Origin of the sequence: Microvirga sp. 2MCAF35, assembly GCF_052115545.1 — a bacterium.
GTDB lineage: Bacteria > Pseudomonadota > Alphaproteobacteria > Rhizobiales > Beijerinckiaceae > Microvirga.
Map to the genome: position 1 here is coordinate 1 of NZ_JBFRGW010000020.1, position 20,737 is coordinate 20,737.

Here is a 20,737-nt window from a genome sequence, read left to right on the forward strand (position 1 = left end):
TTCGTGCTCAGGCCGTTCGTGCTCAGGCCGTTCGTGCTCAGGCCGTTCGTGCTCAGGCCGTTCGTGCTCAGGCCGTTCGTGCTCAGGCCGTTCGTGCTCAGGCCGTTCGTGCTCAGGCCGTTCGTGCTCAGGCCGTTCGTTATCTCAACCGCACTTGCACCAGAGGCTACCGAAAGGCCGAATGCGACAACGATAATCGGAAAGCAAGACTGAATACGCATATTTATCCCCTTAGATTGCTTTTTCTGCGAAGTGACTCAGCGGCAGTTCGCCTGTTCACGCAGAGGAAAATACACGTAATAACCTTACTTCATAGCCTGAAATGCAACGTTATTTATGCATCTTTGCAAAGCTTACTTTGCGGCTCATTTTCAGTTGAGCTAAATTATATTTAGCTCTATTTCAGATTGAATTGGTTTCATTTATCGTTGAGAAAATTTTAGTAAATAACCCTAGGTTGCTTTGCACGCGTGCATTGCATGGCCCCCAATATCCACACGCAACGATGCTTTGTTTTAACGGTTGCCCCCCTACGCTCCGGCTTCCCGGTCAGCGTTGAAAAGCGGGTCCGCTCTTCCGTGATCTCCACTCGATCGCTTGCCCGTTATTGCGGAGGCTCGATATCGCGAGTTTCTTAAGGAATGCTCTACGGGCGATTCGAGGTTGCCTTTCCTGCGAGGCAGACCCGACGATCCCGGCAGGATAAGCTTATGAGGCACGGGCGGGCATCTGATGGCGGCAAAACTGAAGACGTTGCCGATAGGTGCACCTGTGCGGCACACCGTGTGCCAACAAAAAGCCCCGCTGAAGCGGGGCTGATGCGCGGGTCGGTTGGTGTCCGTTGGACGTTCGTTACCGCTTGTCTCTGCGCCACGTCAGAACGGATTGATTGAAGACGAGTGCTCTCGGATCGGCCCGCACGGCATCCTCCGAACAAACATGTGGCCCCAGCTTTCCGCGCAGCCGGGGATAACGCTCGGCCAATTCCTCCAGGCTGATGTTGTCGGCGATGCGGGTGTGAGAAACACAGACGGCGCCATCGGGCCCCCAGGCCGCCTCGAAGTCCATCCCCGGCGCCGGATCGGGATGCTGAATACCGAGACGATCATAGACGTTCACGGCAGTGCCGTTGCGGGTGGTGGGACGATTATCGCCACCATAATCGGCCCGCAGCATGTGGATGCAGGCCTTATGAAGATCGCGCAGCGGAACACCATCTCTCGTTTCCCACGGCAGATAGCCGAAGAGAATGCACTTGCCTTCCGCACCGCTGGTGCAGGTGATGGAGAAACCTCCCGCTCCATCCGGAAAGGCAAAGGCGGCGCGCTCGCCATCGGGATCGATATCGCATAGGGGCTGCGGCACTCCCGTTGCGGGATTCTTGACGGACATGCGGTAGAAGGTGATGCCACGATCGGCGAGCCGGCCCCCACGGACGATGTCGTCAATATGAATCTCGAACTCGTTGGGTTGCAGACCGGCCACGAGGGTCAGGCCGATCAGCGCATCGCCCCTCAGGACCGTTCCGTCGCTCAGGTGAAGCGTGAGATCCAGATCATCGAGAGCGAAGTGCCCTTCCCGGGCTGCAGCAGGCACGGCAAGGGCGGCGAGCAGGATGCCCATTCGAAGGCAACGGAGCAGAAAGCGACACATTGAAAATGAAAGGCCCCCTCGTCAGAAACGAAGGGGCCAGTCCTCTTTGGGAAGAGTCGATTAGCGCAACTCGACGCGCTCGCCGTTCGGCAGAGTGACGGCATGAGGCGAGAGATCCTGAACGATGCGACCACCAACGTCGCGACCGTTCACGGTCAGGCCATTAACCGTGAGACCATTCAGCGTGAGACCATTCAGAGTAAGGCCGTTCAGGGTCAGGCCATTCAGCGTGAGACCATTCAGGCTGGTGCCATTAGCACCATTCGGCGGTGGCCGGTCATCCATACGGAAGAAAGCTTGAGCCTGCGTCGCGGCTGAAGCCCCAAGAACTGCGCAAAGAAGCGCAATCCGCGAGAGCGATGCTGGCTTAGGAAAGAATTTCATCACTAACCTCCGTTAGTACACATTCTTATGGACGCCCTCGAACGGGGTGTCCGTTAAGATCTTACGATATGAAATGTTATAGTAAAGCAATTATAACGTGTCTCTTGGCATGTGCCTGGGAGCAAGCGATCCCGTGAGCTCATCTCAATTTGCAGCGCAGGATGCAGCCCTAGGGTGCATCATCATGCAACGAGATGATTTCCAGATGCGCCGCCGATAGCATCGTGAGTTGTATCCGCCGGATCTGGCTTTCCCTCACAGAAGGAACCCTTCGAGCGAGGGGAAGCCTTGTCCGCAATGGCGATTATCGCGGTTGACTGGTTCGCCACTCGACAAGAGGACTGCCTTAAACTCCAGCCCCTTCAAACCGACCCGTCAAAAATGGCGCTGTTCAAGCCAGGGCCATTGCTGCCGTGGGAGCGACTTCTCGCGAGACATGCGCAACGGCCTCCCGCAACGTCTTCAAATTCGCACCCGGCTTCACGGCCTCGGTTGCCAGATGGCGACGATAGGCTCTGGCACCCGGACGGCCCGTGAAAAGACCGAGCATATGGCGGGTGATGTTGCTAAGGCGCTCGCCTTTCGCGAGTTGCGCCGCGATATAGGGCTCATAGGCCTCCACCGCCTCGAAGCCGTCGGCCACTGGTGGCTCCTCGCCATGAAGCTCGGGATCGACCGCGAGCAAGATCTCAGGCTCGTGATAAGCCACACGCCCCAGCATCACCCCATCCACATGCCTCAGATGCTCGTGGATCTCGGTCCATGTCTTGATCCCGCCATTGATGGCGACGGGAAGATCCGGCCGTGCCTGCTTCAGGCGATAGACCCGGCTGTAGTCGAGGGGCGGAATATCCCGGTTTTCCTTCGGCGAAAGCCCCTTGAGCCAGGCCTTGCGGGCATGGACCGTCAGCTCGTCGCAGCCCGCCGCCACGACGCAGTCGGCCAGGCGGGTCAGAGCCTCTTCCGTATCCTGGTCGTCGACGCCGATCCGGCACTTCACCGTCACCGGCAGGGATACCGCCGCCTTCATGGCGGCCACGCAATCGCCCACCAGAACCGGCTCCTGCATCAGGCAGGCTCCGAAGCGGCCGTTCTGCACCCGGTCGGACGGGCAGCCCACATTGAGGTTGATCTCGTCATAGCCGAAATCGGCACAGATCCGGGCCGCCTGCGCGAGGTCCTTCGGATCGGACCCGCCAAGCTGAACGGCCACGGGATGCTCGACCTCGCTGAAGCCCAGGAGCCTCTCACGCGGTCCATGAATGACCGCCCCCGTGGTGACCATCTCCGTATAAAGCTGCGCCCGGCGCGACAGGATGCGATGGAACGCCCGGCAATGCCGGTCGGTCCAATCCATCATGGGGGCTACGGTGAAAAACTTCTGCATCATGGTCAGCAAAACAGCGGGTCTAGGGCTTGAGGAAGGCCCTTTCATATGGGGATGACAGCTACAAGGCAAATAGGCCGCGCTGTTCCTAGATCACCCCGGCCACAGTCGCGCCCAGCACCTCTGCCGCTGCCCGAGGGTCGAGCTTGACCTGCAGCCCTCTCTGGCCGCCGTTCATGAACACCTCTGCATATTCCAATGCAGATTCCTCCAGCACGGTCGGGACCCGCTTCTTCTGACCGAAGGGGCTGATGCCCCCGACATGGTAGCCGGTGATGCGCTCCGCATCGGCCGGCTTCATCATCTGGGCCGCCTTGCCGTCGAGGGTGGCGGCGAGCTTCTTCAGATTCACTTCCTGGTCGGAGGGCAGGATCACGCAGGCGGGCTTGTTGTCCACCAGCACCATGAGGGTCTTGAGCACGCTACCAGGATCGGCTCCCATGGCCTCGGCCGCCTGCAGGCCGATCCGCTCCGCATTCGCGTCGTACTCGTAGGCATGAATCGTGAAGGGGATTCCGGCCTGCTGCAGCGCCTGGGTCGCACGGGTCGTTTTGGACATCGTCGAAAAATCAAAGCCGGTCAGTGATCGTGCTTGTGACCGTGGTCATGGTGATGGCCGCCGCACCCGCAGCCGGGGCCGTGCTCGTGATGATGAGCATGGTCATGGTGATGATGGTCGTGATCATGCTTGTGGTCATGGGCATGAGCGTGCCCATGGTCATGATGCTCGTGGCTGTGGGAGTGAGCGTGGCTATGGCTCTCGCTGTGGCTATGAGCATGACCATGATGATGGTGGTGCCCATGGTCGTGATCGCACATAGGAGCGCTCTTCTCGGGTTTGAACGGGCGCTCGACCGGGGTCGCCGTGCAGCCCTGCCCGCGCACCAGCTCGGCGATGGCCGGGTTGTTCTCGACGTAAAGGGCGTCCGCCGTGACCTCCGCCAGTCCATGGCTGCTGCCGAGGTGCCAAGCCAAGCGCGTGAGGCGCAAGGGATTCTCGGCCCTTACTTCCAGCAGGGACTCGGCCGCCGCCTTCACTTGAACGAGCTGACCGTCCTCCAGCCGCAGGGCATCGCCGTCGTTGATGGTGGTTTCCATGTCGAGATCGAGCAGGATCTCTGTCCCGCCCTCGGCCTTCAGCACGCCATGGCGGCGGTTGCGGGCTTCGTGGTCGAGGCTGATCGTATCGACGACGCGGTCGGCCTTCACGGCGGGCTTGCGGACGATCGTGGTGACTCGGGGCATGGCTTGTCTCGATGAATGTCGGTGAGGCTTAGATAAGAAGGCGTCGGACGGAACCTAGATCAATCCCGGATTAATACCTGACCTTGTCTTCCTTGTCCGCCCAGGCGTCGAACACGGCCTTGGCTTCCAGGCTTGGCAGGTGATCCATCGGGAGGACGCGCTCGGGGATGGGTTTGGGAATCTCGTCATAGATCAGGCTGTCGTCGAAGCCGATATCGGCCGCATCCTTCCGGGTATTGGCGAAGACGATGCGGCTCACCCGGGCCCAATAGGCCGAGGCGAGGCACATAGGGCACGGCTCACAGCTCGTATAGAGTGTCGCACCCTCCAGGGAGAAATCGCCGATTTCCTGGCAGGCGCGGCGGATCGCCGTGACCTCGGCATGGGCCGTCGGGTCGTTGGATGAGGTCACCTGGTTCCAGCCCTCGGCCAGAACCTTGCCGTCGCGCACGACCACGGCACCGAAGGGCCCCCCGGCCCCTTTGTCCATGTGCTCGCGCGAGAGTTCGATGGCACGCGCCAGGTAGCGCTGGTCTTCAGTCTTCATGGTGCTCATGGAGCTTATGTATCGTTTGAGGCGGCGGGAGGCGAGAGATTTCGCTCCAAGCCTCCACGTTCCCGAACCTGCAGCAGCTGCGCCGTCACGGAGGCGGCGATGACGGCCGGATCCTTGTCCGCGATGCCGGGAAGACCGATGGGGCAGACGAGCGAGCGGATTTTTTCCTCTGGCATCCCGAGTTCCCGGAACCGCTTTTCGAAGCGGGCCCGCTTCGTGGCGCTGCCGATCAGGCCGACATAGGGGAAATCCCGCCTCAGGGCCGCAGCCGCGATCGCCATGTCGAGGGGGTGGTCGTGGGTCATGACCAGAATAAGCGAATCCGGCCTCGCCTCCGCAATCTCGGCCTCGGGGGCCCACATACGGACCGCTTTCGCGTTTGCCGGAACATGGGAGGGAAAGGCATCCTCCCGGTCGTCGAGCCAGCGGATCGAATACGGCAGGGGCGCGAGCGACAGGACGAGAGCCCGTCCCACATGCCCGGCACCGAAGATGAGAACGGGAGTCCGAACTTCGCCGTGTGTCTCATGCCAGCCGGTCCAGCGGTCGTCCCCCACGGCGGAGGAGATCTCGCGCCGCACGCGGCCTCCGTCCATCCGGCATTCGACCTCGAACAACCCGCCCCCGGCTTCAGCCGCAACGAGAGGAGCGAGGTCTTCGAGGTCCTGCTGGTCGAAAGTCTCGATGAGGATCTTCACTCGGCCACCGCAGCATTGGCCGAGATCGGGCCCGAGCGCCTGATCGACGATCCGCGCCGGACCGCGACCCGCCGCCAGCATCTCGCGGGCGATGTCGAGCATGCGGAATTCAAGCTGCCCTCCGCCGATGGTGCCGTGGAAGGCCCCATCGGGCCGCACGACCATGCGCGCGCCGACTTCACGAGGGGCGGAGCCTTTCACGTCATGCACGGTGATGAGGGCGGCGCTTCCGTGCCGCGCCACGAAATCGGTGAGCTGGCGCCAGACCCTCACCCCATGGGCCTCCCCCGCAGGCTCTCGCAGGCGCGCAGGATCGCCTCAGGCGTGGCGGGTGCGTTGAGCGGTACGGGCTTCGATGGATCGACTGCATGGACCGCGTCGGCGAGGGCGCAGAACACGCTGTTCGCCAGCATGATCGGCGGCTCGCCGACAGCCTTGGACCGATAGATGGTCTCCTCGCGGTTCTCGTTAGGATAGAGCGCCACGTTGAAATCGGCAGGCACGTCGGAAGCGACCGGGATCTTGTAGGTGGACGGCGCATGCGTGAGCAGACGGCCTTCCGTGCTGAAGATCAGCTCCTCCGTGGTCAGCCAGCCCATGCCCTGCACGAAGCCGCCTTCGATCTGGCCGACATCGATGGCCGGATTGAGGGAGCGGCCCACGTCGTGGAGGATGTCGGCGCGCAGCAGGCGGTTCTCGCCGGTGAGCGTGTCGACGATCACTTCCGAGCAGGCCGCCCCATAGGCGAAGTAGAAGAACGGGCGCCCTGTGCCCTTCGCCCGATCCCAGGTGATCTTGGGCGTCTTGTAATGCCCGGCCTCGGACAGCGAGACTCGGGCGAAAATGCACTTCTTCACCAGCTCGTCGAAAGGAACGCTGTCGTTGCCGATGAAGACCCGGTCGTCGCGGAACACGATCTGCTCTTCCGGCACCCCGTAGGCTTCCGCCGCATAGGCCATCATGCGCCTCTTGATCGCGCCTGCCGCGACGCGTGCCGCCATGCCGTTGAGATCGGAACCGGAGGAAGCAGCCGTCGGAGACGTGTTCGGCACTTTGGCCGTGGTCGTCGCGGTGATGCGCACCCGCTCCATGGCGATGCCGAACTCTTCGGCCACCACCTGCGCCACCTTGATGTAGAGCCCCTGCCCCATCTCGGTGCCGCCATGGTTCAGATGCACGGACCCATCCTGATACACATGCACCAGGGCTCCCGCCTGGTTCATATGAGTGAGCGTGAAGCTGATGCCGAATTTCACGGGCGTCAGCGCGAGCCCACGCTTCATGATCGGCGAGGACGCGTTGAAGGCCGCGATTTCCTCGCGACGCGAGCGGTAGTTCGATGTCTCTTCGAGGGTGCGCACGAGATTGAGGAGCGTATCCGTCTCCTCGACCTCCATGCCGTAAGGCGTCACGTTCTCGCCAGGCCGGTAGAAGTTGGCGTAGCGCACGTCAAGTGGATCGCGCCCTGTTGCCCAGGCGATCTGGTCCATCACGTGTTCGATGGCCAGCATGCCCTGCGGGCCGCCGAAGCCGCGGAAGGCGGTGTTCGAGACTGTGTTGGTCTTCAGCCGTTTCGAGGCGATGTGGACGGCCGGCATCCAATAGGCGTTGTCCGCATGGAACATGGCCCTGTCGACGACGCCGCTGGAGAGATCCGCCGAATAGCCGCAGCGGGCCAGCAGGTCGACCGCGTAGCCCTGGATGCGACCTTCGTCGTCGAACCCGACCTGCCAGTCGCAGCGGAAATCGTGACGCTTGCCGGTGAGGACGAAATCGTCGTCCCGGTCGAGGCGGAGCTTGCAGGGCCTGCCCGTCACGCGGGCCGCGAGAGCCGCCGTGACGGCCCATTGCGTCGCCTGGCTTTCCTTACCGCCGAAGCCGCCGCCCATGCGACGCGTCTCGCAGGTCACATAGGCATCGGGAATGTCGAGCACGCGGGCGACCACGTGCTGCACTTCCGTTGGGTGCTGCGTCGAGGAATAGACGTGGATGTCGCCATCCTCGCCCGGCACCGCCATGGCGATCTGGCCCTCGAGATAAAAGTGCTCCTGCCCGCCGACGCGGAACTGGCCTTCCAGTTTCCGCGGCGCCTTCACGATCACCGCCTTCGGATCCCCACGCCCGTAAGCATAATCCGGCAGCACCGTCTCGCCGCGTTCGAGCGCATCCTCGACGGTGATGCTGGGTGTTTCCGCCTCGATGTCCATAATCGCCTTCGTGACGGCACGACGCGCGACATCGCGGCTCGTCGCAATGACGGCGAACAGAGCCTGGCCGAGAAAGCTGATCTCCTTGTCGACGAAGAGTGGATCGTCGCCGAAGGCCGGCGATACGTCATTTTTTCCGGGAATGTCGGCTGCGGTGAGAACGGCCACGACGCCGGGCAAGGCGCGCACGGCCGACACGTCGAGAGAGACCAGCCGCCCACGGGCCCTCGGCGATTGGCCAATGGCGACGTGCAGCGTGCCCTCAGGCTCGCGGATGTCGTCGATATATTGTGCCGAGCCCTGAACATGCTTGATGCCGGAATCATGAGCGATGGGTCGGCGGATGTGGCGAAGAGCTTCATAACCCTCCCCCCGGATCTCGGGTGTTCCCGAGATCCGCTCTTGGTTTCCCACGTCGGAAACATCCGACTTGGGTGGGGCAGGGTCGGAGCGCGTCAGCGCTCCGGGGTGGGGTGACGGCGCAACATTGGCCGATGGATCTGTTCCCACCCCTTCCCGCGCCTGCGGCGCGACCTCCCCCCTCAAGGGGGGGGTGGCAGCGGCGGCAAGTTTTGGCTGCTCGTTCATGCTCTACTCCGCCGCCTGCAGCGCGTCGCGCTGGCCGACGATCCGCGTCGCCCGTGTTTCGCCCGACGCAGTTTCACTCAGGGCCTTGAACACGAGGTTGCGCGCGATTGTCGAGCGGTATGCGGACGATGCCCTGTGGTCGTCGAGAGGCTGGTAATCCCGTGCAATCGCAGCCATGGCCTCGCCCCAGGACGACGGCTCATCGAGGGACAGGTCGATCAGCGCCCGCTCCGTCTCGGCCGCTCGCTTGGGCGTCCCCGCCATACCGCCAAACGCAACGCGGACGTCCGCGATACGCCGTCCGTCGAGCGTGAACTTGAAGGCGCCGAGAGCCGATGAAATGTCCTCGTCGAAGCGCTTCGAGATCTTGTAGGCGCGGAAAGCCTCATCGGCCTGCAGCTTCGGCACCGTCAGCCGCCTCACGAACTCGCCCGGCTTTCGGTCCTGCCTGCGATAGGCGATGAAAAAGTCTTCGAGAGGCAAGGTGCGGGTGGTGTCGCCCTGTCGCAACTCCAATATCGCGCCAAGCGCAATCAAGGCCGGCGCGAGATCGCCGATGGGCGAACCGTTGGCGATGCTGCCGCCCACCGTTCCCGAGGCCCGCACCTGCACCGAGCCGAAGCGGCGCATGATTTCGCCGAGATCGGGATCGATCCGAGCAAGGGATGGATGGATCTCCGCATGCGTCACCGTTGCGCCGATCGCGAGCTTATCCGAGGAATCCTCGATCAGGTCGAGGCGCGCCACGCGCCCGAGCCAGATGACCTTCTCGATCTCCATCATGGCCTTGGTGATCCAAAGGCCGACATCGGTGCAGCCGGCGACCAAGGTCGCATCAGGATGCCGGGCATATAACGCGGCAAGAGAATCCTCGCTCGCCGGTGCGGCGAAGAAACGGGTCTCGTTGCCGATGAAGACGTCACGCCCATCGGCGAGGCTCATGAGCCCATGCGCGGTTTTCTCGTTATTTGCGGAAAACACATCGTCGGCTTGCTGGCTGCAGGTCTGAAGGGTTGCATCGACGATCGGCCGATAACCGGTGCAGCGGCAGAGGTTGCCGGCCAGCGCATCGTTGACGCTCTCGCGGCTCAAGGGCCGCTCGCCTTCGTGATAGAGGGTAAAAAGGCTCATCACGATGCCGGGGGTGCAGAAGCCGCATTGCGACCCGTGATGCGCCACCATGGCGGATTGAACCGGGTGCAGGTCCCCGTTTGCGGTCAGGTCCTCGACCGTAACGAGTTCCGCTCCATCAATCTGGCCGAGCAGCAGGATGCAGGCATTAACAGGCTCGTAACGGACGCGCCCGCCCCTCACCCGACCCAACGCCACGGTGCAGGCACCGCAATCGCCTTCCCCGCACCCCTCCTTGGTGCCAACGCGACGCTCCTGAAGCCTCAAGTAGTCCAGAAGCGTGGTGCGCGGGTGAAAGCCTGAAACCTCGACGGCCTGTCCGTTCCGCCAGAAGCGGATTGTGTCTCGTACCACGATGATCCTCCGCCGGTTGCACCCGGCCTTGTTATGGTGAGCCGGGTAGAATGGCGGAGCAAGACCTTTTCGCCAAGGGCGCCTCTAAGCGAGACTGTCCGTCACCGGGGTCGGATTGCCCCGTCCCTGAGGCTTTGGCCTACCAGGTACCGGTATTCGGCATCGACGCCCATGGCTCCTGCACGGGCTTCGGCTCGCCGCGCTGCAGCAATTCGATCGAGATGTTGTCCGGGGTCTTGATGAAAGCCATGTTGCCGTCGCGAGGCGGACGGTTGATGGTGACGCCTGCGTCCATCAGCTTGCGGCAGGTCTCGTAGATATCGTCGACCCGATACGCGAGATGGCCGAAATTACGACCTCCGGTGTATTCGCTCTCGTCCCAGTTGTAGGTGAGCTCCAGCAAGGGGGCCTTCGAACCCTTTGACTTCTCCACGTCGTCGGGAGCCGCCAGGAAAACGAGGGTGTAACGTCCCTTCTCGTTCTCCGTGCGGCGAACCTCGACCAGCCCGAACTTGTTGCAGAAGAAGTCGAGGGATTCGTCGAGGTTCGAGACGCGAACCATCGTGTGCAGATATTCCATGATCAGTTTCCCTATGGGTCGGGGATAGGTCATGGCGTATTTGTCGAGGAGATCAAGGGGTACCTTTTTCTTGCGCCGAAAAAGCCTTGGATTTGCTCAAGATCAGGTGACTTTTAACAAATGCTGCTCCAAGCAGACTGGAGGTCCCTCCGCAAGGCCCTAGCTTTCGACGTAACCCAGTTTCAGACGAGTATCTGATGCGCATCGACACGAACCCGATTGTACGCCTTGAGGATTACCGACCCAGCGACTTCCTGATCGACAGCGTCGAGCTTGATGTCAGACTTCACCCCACGGAAACTCGGGTCATTGCCACACTCGCCATGCGGCCGAATCCGGAGGGACGCCCGGATGCGCCGCTCGCTCTCGATGGAGACGAGTTGAACCTGAAGTCCGTTGCTCTGAACGGCCGTACCTTGGCGGGCGAGGAGTTCGAAGCCTCGCCGCAAGCGCTTACGATCGCGCAGGCTCCCCGGCAGCCGTTTACGCTCACCATCGAGACCGAGATCAACCCGACCACCAATACCAAGCTCATGGGTCTTTACCGGTCCAGCGGCAATTACTGCACGCAATGCGAGGCTGAAGGCTTCAGGCGCATCACCTATTTCCTCGACCGACCCGACGTTCTCAGCGTCTACACCACCCGTATCGAAGCCGAGGGCGACGATGCTCCCGTTCTCCTGGGCAACGGCAATCCGGTTGAAAGCGGAACCGTGGACGGTTCCGACAGGCATTATGCCGTCTGGCACGACCCGCACCCGAAGCCGTCTTATCTCTTTGCCCTCGTCGGTGGGCGCCTCGGCCGCATCGCCAAAAACTTCACGACCATGAGCGGACGCGAGGTGGAGCTGGCGATCTACGTGGAACCCGGCAAGGAGGACCGCGCCGATTATGCCCTCGACGCCCTCGAGCGCTCCATGCGCTGGGACGAGCGGGTCTTCGGCCGCGAATACGACCTCGACGTGTTCAACATCGTGGCCGTGTCCGACTTCAACATGGGCGCGATGGAGAACAAGGGCCTCAACATCTTCAACGACAAATACGTTCTGGCGTCTCCCGAGACCGCCACGGATATGGACTACGCCCACATCGAAGCCATCATCGCGCATGAGTACTTTCACAACTGGACCGGCAACCGCGTGACCTGCCGCGACTGGTTCCAGCTCTGCCTGAAAGAGGGCCTGACGGTCTTCCGGGACCAGGAATTCTCCTCCGACGAACGCTCCCGCCCCGTTCACCGCATTGCCGAGGTGAAGACCTTGCGGGCGCGGCAGTTCCTGGAGGATTCGAGCCCCCTCGCCCACCCGGTCCGGCCGACGCAGTATCGGGAGATCAACAATTTCTACACCGCTACCGTCTACGAGAAGGGCGCCGAGATCGTCCGCATGCTCAAGACCATCATCGGCGACGAGGATTTCCGGCGCGGCATGGATCTCTACTTCGATCGCTGCGACGGCACGGCAGCGACGGTGGAGGATTTCCTGCGCGCGTTCGCCGATGTGACCGGCCGAGACCTGTCCCATTTCGCCCGTTGGTACGAACAATCCGGTACGCCGCGGGTCAAGGTGAAGGGGCGGTACGACCCTGATGCGCAGACCTATCGTCTCGATCTTGCGCAGAGCACGTCTCCGACGCCTGGCCAAGTAAAGAAGGACGCGATGGCGATCCCGGTGGCGCTCGGCCTAGTAATGCATGACGGATCGCCGTCGAACGGCACTTGCGACCGCGTGGACTCGCGGGGCGTCTTTCTGCTCGACAAGCCTGAAGACAGCATCGCCTTCACGGGCGTGACATCCCTGCCCGTTCCATCTCTCTTCCGAGGCTTCTCGGCTCCGGTAAAGGTTTCTCTCGACCTTCCCAACGAGGAGTTGCTGGTCCTTCTCCGCCATGACATGGACGCGTTCAATCGCTGGCAGGCGGCACAGACGGTCGCCATGCGCCTGCTGGCCGCCCTCTCGACCGGGGCCGAGGTCTCCGACGCGGAAATCGATGCCTTCTCGGCGGCCCTCGCCTCCTTCATGGACCGGGATGCCTGCGAGGATCCGGCCTTCGCGGCGCTCGTCGTCACGCTTCCCAGCGAAGCGGACATCGCGCAGGAAATCGGCCGGGATGTAAATCCCGATACCATTCACCGGGCCCGTTCGGAGATGAGGCGGCGGATCGGCCTGAGCTGCGCCAACCACCTGCGGCGTTTCTACGAGTCGCTGACCGACACGGGTCCCTACAGCCCTGATGCAGCCAGCGCCGGACGCCGATCCTTGCGCAACGCCTCCCTCGATCTGCTGGCCGCCGCCGATCCAGGCGTGGGCGAAGCTCTTGCCGTGCAGCAGCTCGAATCCGCGGTCAATATGACCGATCGGCTCGCCTCGTTGAGCGTCCTGACCACTTTGCCGGGCGAGGCGCGAGAGAAGGCCATCGCCCGGTTCGGCGAGCGCTATCGCAACGAGCCGCTCGTCCTCGACAAGTGGTTCACGCTGCAGGCGGCCATTCCGGAGAATGGCACCTTGGAGCGGATCAAGGGTTTGATGCAGCATCCGGCGTTCTCGATCGCCAATCCCAATCGCGTGCGCGCGCTCATCGGAAGCTTCGCCATGCTGAACCAGGTTCAGTTCAATCGTGCGGACGGAGCAGGCTACCGCTTCCTGGCCTCTATCGTGCTGCGTACGGACGAGCTGAATCCACAACTCGCGGCTCGTCTTCTGACCGCTTTCAGCACGTGGCGGATGATGGAAAATACGCGCCGTTCGCACGCGGAAGAGGCCCTTCGTTCCATCGCGCAAAAGCCCAATCTTTCCCGCGATGTAGGCGATATCGTGAGCCGATCCCTTGAGGAGAGCCAAGGGAAATAGACTATCTATTTTAATAGGTTAGTGGGTTTTCCAAGATTTCCCCAGGGGAAGGTGAGATGGGAAATTTTTTATTAACCTTCGGGTTCTACTAACTAGACAAATCACCCGCTCAAGATTCTATTGTTAGTGATTCGGAGAGATGCGGCACGTCCTCCGAAACAGGACGCAAATGGTTCCGGAGGAAGCATCGCATGGCGGGGGCGGTGACCGCATGCGTACCCGCACGCGCGGGTACGATTCTAGGTGTAACGCGATCGGACGCAAATCCGGCATATCGGCGGCTCGAGCAATATGAGCCCCTGCTGAGGCTTGCAGTCCCTGCTCTCCTGGTTCTGTTCCTCATCACTCTTGCGGGCAGCGCATGGATTCAGATCCGTGAAGGCCGCAAGGACACCCTTTTCGACGCCATCAACGACATCGACATCATTGCATCGCTCTCGGCTGCGAAGCTCGGCGCCACCCGTGCTCCGGCCGACCGTGCGCAGGCGGCGGCACAGCTCGAGCGTCTCGCGAAGGACATGCCGCCAAGTGCGCTGACCCAGAACCGTTCCCTCATGCTCGTCGATCCGTCAGGCATGATTCTCGCCGTTTATCCGCCGCTTGAAGAGGCACCGACGAAACTGACGGAGATCCTGGGTGAGGCGCAGCCCCTGATGCTGTTCGCAGACCGCGCCGGCGTCATGACGATCAAGCTTCCCGGTGGCACCGAAGGAATGGCCACCGTTCGTGCGCTTCATGCCTCCTCGGGCCAGATCGCGCTCGTGCAGCCGATGCCGCACATTCTCTCCGGCTGGTGGACGCGCACGATCGGGCATGTCTCGCTGCTCGGCGCCACGATCATGGTCCTGCTCGGCATCGGCGTGGCTTACGTGATGCAGGCGAACCGAGCCCGGGCGGCAGACGAGGTTTGCGAAAAGGTGCGCGACAGGATCGATTCCGCTCTCAACCGCGGACGCTGCGGATTGTGGGACTGGGACATCGGCCGCGGTCGCATCTATTGGTCGGACTCGATGTACGAGCTCCTGGGCTACGAGCGCCAGGACGAGTTCCTCTCCTTCGGCGAAGTGAACACCATGATCCATCCCGAGGATCAGGATCTCTTTACGTTGGCCGAGCAGCTTGCCTCGGCCAGCACCTCGCTCGTGGACTATGAGTTCCGCATCCGCAGCATCACGGGCGACTGGGTATGGCTGCGTGCGCGTGCCGAACTGATGAACGACCCAGACGATGCGGCGAGCCACCTCGTCGGTATTGCCGTGGACGTGACCGAGCAGCGCGGCCTGGAAGAGAAGACCGCGAAGGCCGATGCCCGTCTGCACGATGCCATCGAGGCGATCTCCGAGGCCTTCGTGCTGTGGGATGCCAACAACAATCTCGTGCTTTGCAACTCGAAATTCCAGAAGTTGCACGAGTTGCCGGCGGATGCGCAGCTTCAGGGCAAGTCCTACGCGGAAGTGATGGCGCTCGGACGACCGCCGGAAGTGCAACATCAGTTCCTGCGCCGCGAGCAGCAGGATGTGGGAGCGCGTACTTTCGAGGCGCGCCTGCAGGACGGCCGCTGGCTGCAGATCAACGAACGCCGCACCAAGGATGGCGGCTACGTGTCGGTCGGCACGGACATCACCGCGCTCAAGCGCCACGAGCATCGTCTCGTCGAATCCGAGAAGGAGCTGATCGCGACGGTCCTCGATCTCAAGCAATCGCGCCAGAAGCTGGAAGCGCAGACCCACCAGCTTGCGGACCTCGCAGAACGCTATCTCGATCAGAAGGCTCAGGCCGAGAGCGCCAACCGCGCGAAGTCCGAATTTCTCGCCAATATGAGCCACGAGCTGCGCACGCCGCTCAACGCCATCATCGGCTTCGCGGAAGTGATGCAGAGCGGCATCTTCGGCTCTCTCGGTTCCGAGAAATACGAGGAATACTGCTCCGACATCCGCTCAAGCGGCGAGTATCTCCTGTCGGTGATCAACGACATTCTCGACATGTCGCGCATCGAGGCGGGCCGCACGTCGCTCACCAAGCAGCCGATCGAGGTCCACGCATCGATCCAGCGCGCCCTCAAGCTCGTGGGCGAACAGACCAAGGCCAAGAACCTCTCCGTCACGGTCGACGTGAACCCCGAGGACATCATCGTTCCGGCGGACGAGCGAGCGCTGCACCAGATCCTCGTCAACCTGCTCCAGAACGCCACGAAGTTCACGAGCGACGGCGGCTGCATTACGGTCCGAACCCGCCAGGCTGGCAACGCGGTCAACATTTACGTGGAAGACAACGGCATTGGCATTCCCGATCACGCGCTGCACAAGCTCGGCCAGCCGTTCGAGCAGGTCGAAACCGAGTTCTCGAAGAGCTACAAGGGCTCAGGGCTCGGCCTCGCCATCGCCCGCTCCCTCGCCGAGCTCCATGGCGGCAGCTTGCGCATCAGAAGCCAGGAAGGCGTCGGCACCATCGTACTCGTCCACTTGCCGCTCACTGAAGCGACGAACGCGGACATCGCCCTGGCCGATGCGGCGGCGTAAGCTTCTGCAACGACTTGGCCAACAAAATGGCGCCCAGGGCATCTGCCCCGGCGCCTTTTCTTTTGAGGCGGAAAGATCCTGCGCGACCGCAGAGGCAGAACCTTACTTCAGAACCGCCTTGTAGATCTCCGTCACCTGACGGTAAGTGTCGCTGAGATGCGAGAGCAGAACGGTCTCGTTCGGCAACCCTGCCACCGTCGACAGCCTTTTCAGAATCGGCTTCGGCGCCGCTGTCGCGTCGAAGCGGCCTTCGATCGTCAGCCGCTGCCACTGAAAGATGTCGTTGAAGAGCTTATGCGCATCGATCAGCGACCGCGCTGTTTCCGTGTCCAGCAAGCCTGCGGCCTGCGCCGTTGCGAAGACTCCCTCCGCGGCCTGCCCGATCAGCGCCGAATGCGCCCCGCCATGGGCCAGCACCAGGGCTTGCGCGATGAAGTCGAGGTCAGTCAGACCGCCTCGGGCAAGCTTCAGGTCCCAAGGATCGCTGTCACCCTTCTCCTGCGCAATCAGTTCGCGCATGGTGCGGACGTCCTTGAACACGGTTTTCCGATCGCGTTTTGCGCTGAGAATACTCCTCACCGCATCTGTAACCTCGGCGCCGAATTCTTCATCGCCGGCCAGGACGCGGGCGCGGGTGAGCGCCATGTGTTCCCAGAGATCGGCTTCGGTTTTCTGATAGTTCACGAAGCCTTTGAATTGCGACGCGACGGGCCCTTTCCCGCCCTGCGGACGAAGACGCAGATCCACTTCGTAGAGCAGGCCACGCCGTGTCGGCACTGTGAGCGCGGAGACAAGGCGCTGCGTGAGGCGCGTGTAGTATACGACAGCATCGAGGCTGCGCAGTCCGGTGCTTTCACGGGCATTCTCGTCGAAATCGTAGATGACCACGAGGTCCAGATCGGAACCTGCGGTCAGTTCGCGGCTGCCGAGCCGCCCAAGGCCGAGGACCGCAACTCTGGAGCCCGGAACCGTTCCGTGCTCGCTCTCGAAAGCATGTCGGACCTGTTCGAAGGAGGCGCGGATGACCGCCCTGGCAATCGCCGCATAGGCCTCGCCCGCCTGAGCTGGTGACAGGACGCCGGAAAGAAGGCGTGCCCCGGTCATGAAACGCATCTGGCGCGCCGCATCGCGGACACGGTCCAGGAAATCCTCGAAATCGCGCACGGAGCCAATGAGCTGCCTCACCTGGCTTTCGATGGCGTCATCGTCGGTGGTGGGCGTTCCGAAGGCAGGATCGATCAGCGCGTCGAGCACGTGCGGCGATTGCGCGACCGTATCGGCGAGGCGCGGGGCCGTGCCGAGAAGATCCGCGAAGAGAAGCCGCAGGCGGTCATGCGATTGCAGGATGGTGAGAAGTTCGACGGCGGCCGGCATGCGGCCGAAGGCCCGGTCGAGGGCCGCGAGGGCGCCGTCCGGATCGGCGGTGCCGCCGAGCGCGGACAACAGCGCCGGGGTGAGTTCGGTCAGAACCTCTCGGGCGCGGGCGCTCTGGATCGCGGGTCGGCGGCCGAAATGCCAGCCGCGCACCGTTTCCGCCACACGCTCGGGCTCGCGGAAGCCCAAGCGTTGAAGTGTGGAAAGAGTTTCCGGATCGTCACCCGTTCCCGTGAAGACGAGGCTGCCAACGTCAGAGGCGAGTTCGGGCCCTTCCTCGAAGAGCAGCGCGTAGTGGCCCTGCACGATCTTTGCCTGATCCGTGAGCGCCTTCGCGAATGCCTTCAAGGTGGGATAGCCGCAGAATTTCGCGAAGCGCTTCAGTTGCTCCTCGTCCGACGGCAGGCGCTGTGTCTGCTCGTCCGCCACCATCTGCAGCCGGTGCTCGATGGTGCGCAGAAAACGATAGGCCTCGGATAATTCGTCGCGCGCCTGGGCCGTGATCCAGCCCTCGTCGTGCAGGGCCTTGAGCATGTCGAGGGTGCGGCGGCCCCGCAGATTTGGACGGCGGCCACCGAAGACGAGCTGCTGCGTCTGCACGAAGAACTCGATCTCGCGGATTCCGCCGCGCCCGAGCTTGATGTCGTGTCCCGCGACGGCGATCTCGTCATGTCCGCGCACCGCATGGATCTGCCGCTTCATGGCGTGCACGTCGGCGATGGAGGCGAAGTCGAAATATTTGCGCCAGATGAAGGGGCGAAGCTCCTTCAGGAAGGTTTCGCCGAGCGCGAGATCACCGGCCACGGGCCGCGCCTTGATGAAGGCCGCGCGCTCCCAATTCTGCCCGACCGTCTCGTAATAGACATAGGCCGACGACAGCGACACGGCCGTCGGCGTCGAGCCCGGATCAGGACGCAGGCGATAATCGACGCGATGCACGTATCCATCGGCGGTGCGCTCCTGCAGGAGCTTGGCGAGCTGCTGGGCGATCCGGGTATAGATCGTCGCCGCCTCGGAACTGTCCTTCAGCATCGTCGTGGCCGGATCGAAGAAGATGACGAGGTCGATGTCGCTGGAATAATTGAGCTCGCCCGCACCGTGCTTGCCGAGCGCCAGAACGGTGAAACCGGAACCCTCCCCGGGAGATTCGGGGTTCTTGAGGTTGATGCGACCCATATCGGCCGTTTCGGTCAGCACCAGGTTCACCCCGCCGGCCACGGACGCGTCGGCGAAATCGGAGAGAGCCTGCGTGACCTCTTCCGTGCTCCAGAGGCCACCCATATCGCCAAGGGCTACGAGAAGCGCATGGGCATTGCGGTTCCGCCGGAAGGCGCGCACCGCATCCATCCGCGTCATCGCGCCGGAACGCACCTCCCGGAAAAGATTGGACTGGCTGTCGATGATGGCGCGATGCGCTTCCTCAGGCGGCTCGAAGGCAAGCCTCGCCATCCTGGCCGGATCGTTGACGACAAGCTGCCAGAGGAAGGGGGAATGGTCGGACAGCGCCCAAAAAAGGTCGCGGAACAACCCGCTTTCGAGATGGCCCAGCAGTTCCTCGGCCTCCGGCTCCTGCCGGATGCGCTTGAGGAAATCCGCCAGCTGCGCCTTCGCGCGCTTCGTGTCCGCAACCAAAGGAGCCTTGGTCAGGCGATTGAGAAGTGAGTTCGTCCGGTTGGGCACGGCCAATCCATCGGGTATTTGCGATGGCCCTGAGTGTTCATGCCGGAGAGCCGGAGGCAACCGAAAAGTGCCGGTATGATCTTAGCTGAGGGGTCAGGCTGCGGATTGCAGAGTGGCCTGCGGCAGTTCAACGGCCTTCAGAGGCAATGCGAGGATGACACGCAGTCCAGGTTCATTGTCCTCCAGCAGCAGGGTTCCGCCATGGAGCCGGGCCACGGCAGCGGTCAGGCTGAGGCCAAGGCCGAAACCCGGGCGTGATCGGGCCGTCTCGAGGCGCACGAAACGCTCCAGAACGCGACCGCGTTCCGCTTCCGGGATACCGGGGCCGCGATCCGCCACGACGATCCGCACGTCGCCGCCGTTCCGCTGGGCCGACACGCTGATGGCCTGAGAAGTACCGCCGGCTGAAGCGCCATATTTCAAGGCGTTGTCGAGAAGGTTCGCCATGGCTTGGCCCAAGAGCTCGCGGCTGCCATGGATCGGCAGATCGTCCTCCACGGAGACCTCAAGCGACACGCCCGCCTCTTCGGCAAGCGCCTCATAGAGCTCCGATACGTCCCGCACCGCCTCGGCGGCATCGAAATCCGCAAGCCCCTCGCGAGCATTGCCCGCCTCCAGACGTGCAATCATGAGCAGCGCGTTGAAGATGCGGATGAGGTTGTCGCTTTCCTCGATGGTCGCTTCGAGAGCCGATTTCAGCTCATCGGGCGTACTTGCGGTCCGCAGGGCTTCATCTGCCTTGTTGCGCAGGCGCGTCAGGGGCGTCTTCAGGTCGTGGGCAATGTTGTCCGAGACCTCCTGCATGCCTCGCATCAGTTCGCCGATACGGTCGAGCATGTCGTTGAGGTTTTGAGCAAGTCGATCGAGTTCGTCGCCGGTTCCGGCAATCGTCAGTCGCCCTCCCAGATCACCCGTCATGATGTGGCGCGTGATCTCCGTCATGTCGTCGACGCGCTTCAGGACACGCCTCGTGATGAACCAGCCGCCCACGCAGCCCAGCACCACGATGAAGAGAAGCGAATAGCCGAAGGCGCGGTAGATGACTTCCTGCAGGCGTCGGCTCTCCTCGATGTCGCGGCCCACGAGGAGCCTGAACCCGCCCGGGAGAAGATAGACGCGCACGATCGCCATGTCGGGCCGTGCCTCCGTTTCGTCCGTGCGGTTGTAGAGCGTCTCGAACTGGCCTGTGCGGCCGATCACGCCGGGCGGCAGGGCTCCGACGTTGCCGGCAACCCGTTCCCCTGCTTCCGTCGTGACGAGATAGAGCATCGCGCCCGGGGCGCGTGAGCGCCGCTCGACGATGTTCACGAGACGACGCAGTCCGCCGAACCTGTACTGATCGGAGAGGCTGTTGATCTCACTCTCGATGGTGGACACGAACTGATTGGTGAGCAGCCGCTGGGCGTTCCACGCGACATAGCCGAGGCCCACGAAGGCGAAGATGGTGAAGATGAGCAGATAGGCGAAGGACAGCTTGAAGGCGGTCGTCCGGACGAGCTTGCCGAGGGCACTCATGGAGGCGTTCATGGCGG

15 protein-coding genes are annotated in these 20,737 nt (G+C 62.6%); 3 read left to right on the forward strand and 12 right to left on the reverse strand.

Annotated elements, in window-relative coordinates; translation table 11 throughout:
* On the forward strand, positions 1-213 hold a 213-nt coding region (locus AB4097_RS11900; protein WP_442039714.1), incomplete at its 5' end, for a hypothetical protein.
* A gap of 639 nt (positions 214-852) precedes the next feature.
* Here the strand turns inward: AB4097_RS11900 and AB4097_RS11905 are convergent.
* From AB4097_RS11905 to AB4097_RS11950, 10 genes are all read right to left on the reverse strand, one after another.
* Positions 853-1,623: an ADYC domain-containing protein gene (locus AB4097_RS11905; RefSeq protein ID WP_442039716.1), complete on the reverse strand. Its 771-nt coding sequence runs from the start codon at positions 1,621-1,623 to the stop codon at positions 853-855.
* Between the two features lie 90 nt (positions 1,624-1,713).
* Positions 1,714-2,037 carry a hypothetical protein gene (locus tag AB4097_RS11910; protein ID WP_442039718.1) on the reverse strand — a complete coding sequence of 108 codons (324 nt, stop codon included), beginning with the start codon at positions 2,035-2,037 and terminating at the stop codon, positions 1,714-1,716.
* 391 nt (positions 2,038-2,428) lie between these two features.
* A complete protein-coding gene (dusA, locus tag AB4097_RS11915; protein ID WP_442039720.1) occupies positions 2,429-3,427 on the reverse strand; it encodes a tRNA dihydrouridine(20/20a) synthase DusA in 999 nt (332 codons plus the stop codon).
* A gap of 85 nt (positions 3,428-3,512) precedes the next feature.
* Positions 3,513-3,983, reverse strand: a complete 471-nt coding sequence (ybaK, locus tag AB4097_RS11920) for a Cys-tRNA(Pro) deacylase (protein ID WP_442039722.1) — start codon at positions 3,981-3,983, stop codon at positions 3,513-3,515.
* A gap of 20 nt (positions 3,984-4,003) precedes the next feature.
* Positions 4,004-4,669, reverse strand: a complete 666-nt coding sequence (locus AB4097_RS11925; RefSeq protein WP_442039724.1) for an urease accessory protein UreE — start codon at positions 4,667-4,669, stop codon at positions 4,004-4,006.
* Between the two features lie 70 nt (positions 4,670-4,739).
* Positions 4,740-5,225 carry a nucleoside deaminase gene (locus AB4097_RS11930; RefSeq protein WP_442039726.1) on the reverse strand — a complete coding sequence of 162 codons (486 nt, stop codon included), beginning with the start codon at positions 5,223-5,225 and terminating at the stop codon, positions 4,740-4,742.
* A 5-nt stretch (positions 5,226-5,230) separates the two neighbouring features.
* On the reverse strand, positions 5,231-6,196 hold the full coding sequence (gene xdhC, locus AB4097_RS11935) for a xanthine dehydrogenase accessory protein XdhC (protein WP_442039728.1): 966 nt from the start codon (positions 6,194-6,196) through the stop codon (positions 5,231-5,233).
* Complete coding sequence (gene xdhB, locus AB4097_RS11940) at positions 6,193-8,718, reverse strand: xanthine dehydrogenase molybdopterin binding subunit (protein ID WP_442039730.1); 2,526 nt, start codon at positions 8,716-8,718, stop codon at positions 6,193-6,195. The genes xdhC and xdhB overlap by 4 nt, the downstream gene beginning before the upstream one ends.
* Before the next feature lie 3 nt (positions 8,719-8,721).
* Positions 8,722-10,203: a xanthine dehydrogenase small subunit gene (gene xdhA / locus AB4097_RS11945; protein ID WP_442039732.1), complete on the reverse strand. Its 1,482-nt coding sequence runs from the start codon at positions 10,201-10,203 to the stop codon at positions 8,722-8,724.
* Between the two features lie 139 nt (positions 10,204-10,342).
* Entirely contained in the window at positions 10,343-10,783 is a 441-nt protein-coding gene (locus AB4097_RS11950) for a VOC family protein (protein WP_442039734.1), read from the reverse strand.
* 197 nt (positions 10,784-10,980) lie between these two features.
* On the opposite strand from AB4097_RS11950, the gene pepN reads away from it, so the two are divergent.
* Both pepN and AB4097_RS11960 read left to right on the forward strand, forming a co-directional pair.
* Positions 10,981-13,632, forward strand: a complete 2,652-nt coding sequence (gene pepN / locus AB4097_RS11955; protein ID WP_442039736.1) for an aminopeptidase N — start codon at positions 10,981-10,983, stop codon at positions 13,630-13,632.
* Positions 13,633-13,823: 191 nt separating this feature from the next.
* The gene (locus AB4097_RS11960) at positions 13,824-16,151 is read left to right on the forward strand and encodes a PAS domain-containing sensor histidine kinase (RefSeq protein ID WP_442039738.1); all 2,328 of its coding nucleotides are present in this window, start codon (positions 13,824-13,826) and stop codon (positions 16,149-16,151) included.
* A 102-nt stretch (positions 16,152-16,253) separates the two neighbouring features.
* On the opposite strand, the gene AB4097_RS11965 is transcribed toward AB4097_RS11960, so the two are convergent.
* Together AB4097_RS11965 and AB4097_RS11970 are read right to left on the reverse strand one after the other, a co-directional pair.
* Positions 16,254-19,205, reverse strand: a complete 2,952-nt coding sequence (locus tag AB4097_RS11965) for a bifunctional [glutamine synthetase] adenylyltransferase/[glutamine synthetase]-adenylyl-L-tyrosine phosphorylase (protein WP_442039740.1) — start codon at positions 19,203-19,205, stop codon at positions 16,254-16,256.
* A gap of 93 nt (positions 19,206-19,298) precedes the next feature.
* Positions 19,299-20,732, reverse strand: a complete 1,434-nt coding sequence (locus AB4097_RS11970; protein WP_442039742.1) for a HAMP domain-containing sensor histidine kinase — start codon at positions 20,730-20,732, stop codon at positions 19,299-19,301.
* Between the last annotated feature and the right edge of the window lie 5 nt (positions 20,733-20,737).

What these genes read in the sequence shown, in the direction of transcription:
- AB4097_RS11930 (WP_442039726.1), bottom strand. Translation starts at nt 5,225, where the DNA reads ATGAGCACCATGAAGACTGAAGACCAGCGCTACCTGGCGCGTGCCATC.
- pepN (WP_442039736.1), top strand. Translation starts at nt 10,981, where the DNA reads ATGCGCATCGACACGAACCCGATTGTACGCCTTGAGGATTACCGACCC.
- AB4097_RS11925 (WP_442039724.1), bottom strand. Translation starts at nt 4,669, where the DNA reads ATGCCCCGAGTCACCACGATCGTCCGCAAGCCCGCCGTGAAGGCCGAC.
- AB4097_RS11970 (WP_442039742.1), bottom strand. Translation starts at nt 20,732, where the DNA reads ATGAACGCCTCCATGAGTGCCCTCGGCAAGCTCGTCCGGACGACCGCC.
- ybaK (WP_442039722.1), bottom strand. Translation starts at nt 3,983, where the DNA reads ATGTCCAAAACGACCCGTGCGACCCAGGCGCTGCAGCAGGCCGGAATC.
- AB4097_RS11905 (WP_442039716.1), bottom strand. Translation starts at nt 1,623, where the DNA reads ATGGGCATCCTGCTCGCCGCCCTTGCCGTGCCTGCTGCAGCCCGGGAA.
- dusA (WP_442039720.1), bottom strand. Translation starts at nt 3,427, where the DNA reads ATGATGCAGAAGTTTTTCACCGTAGCCCCCATGATGGATTGGACCGAC.
- AB4097_RS11960 (WP_442039738.1), top strand. Translation starts at nt 13,824, where the DNA reads ATGGCGGGGGCGGTGACCGCATGCGTACCCGCACGCGCGGGTACGATT.
- AB4097_RS11910 (WP_442039718.1), bottom strand. Translation starts at nt 2,037, where the DNA reads ATGAAATTCTTTCCTAAGCCAGCATCGCTCTCGCGGATTGCGCTTCTT.
- xdhB (WP_442039730.1), bottom strand. Translation starts at nt 8,718, where the DNA reads ATGAACGAGCAGCCAAAACTTGCCGCCGCTGCCACCCCCCCCTTGAGG.
- AB4097_RS11950 (WP_442039734.1), bottom strand. Translation starts at nt 10,783, where the DNA reads ATGGAATATCTGCACACGATGGTTCGCGTCTCGAACCTCGACGAATCC.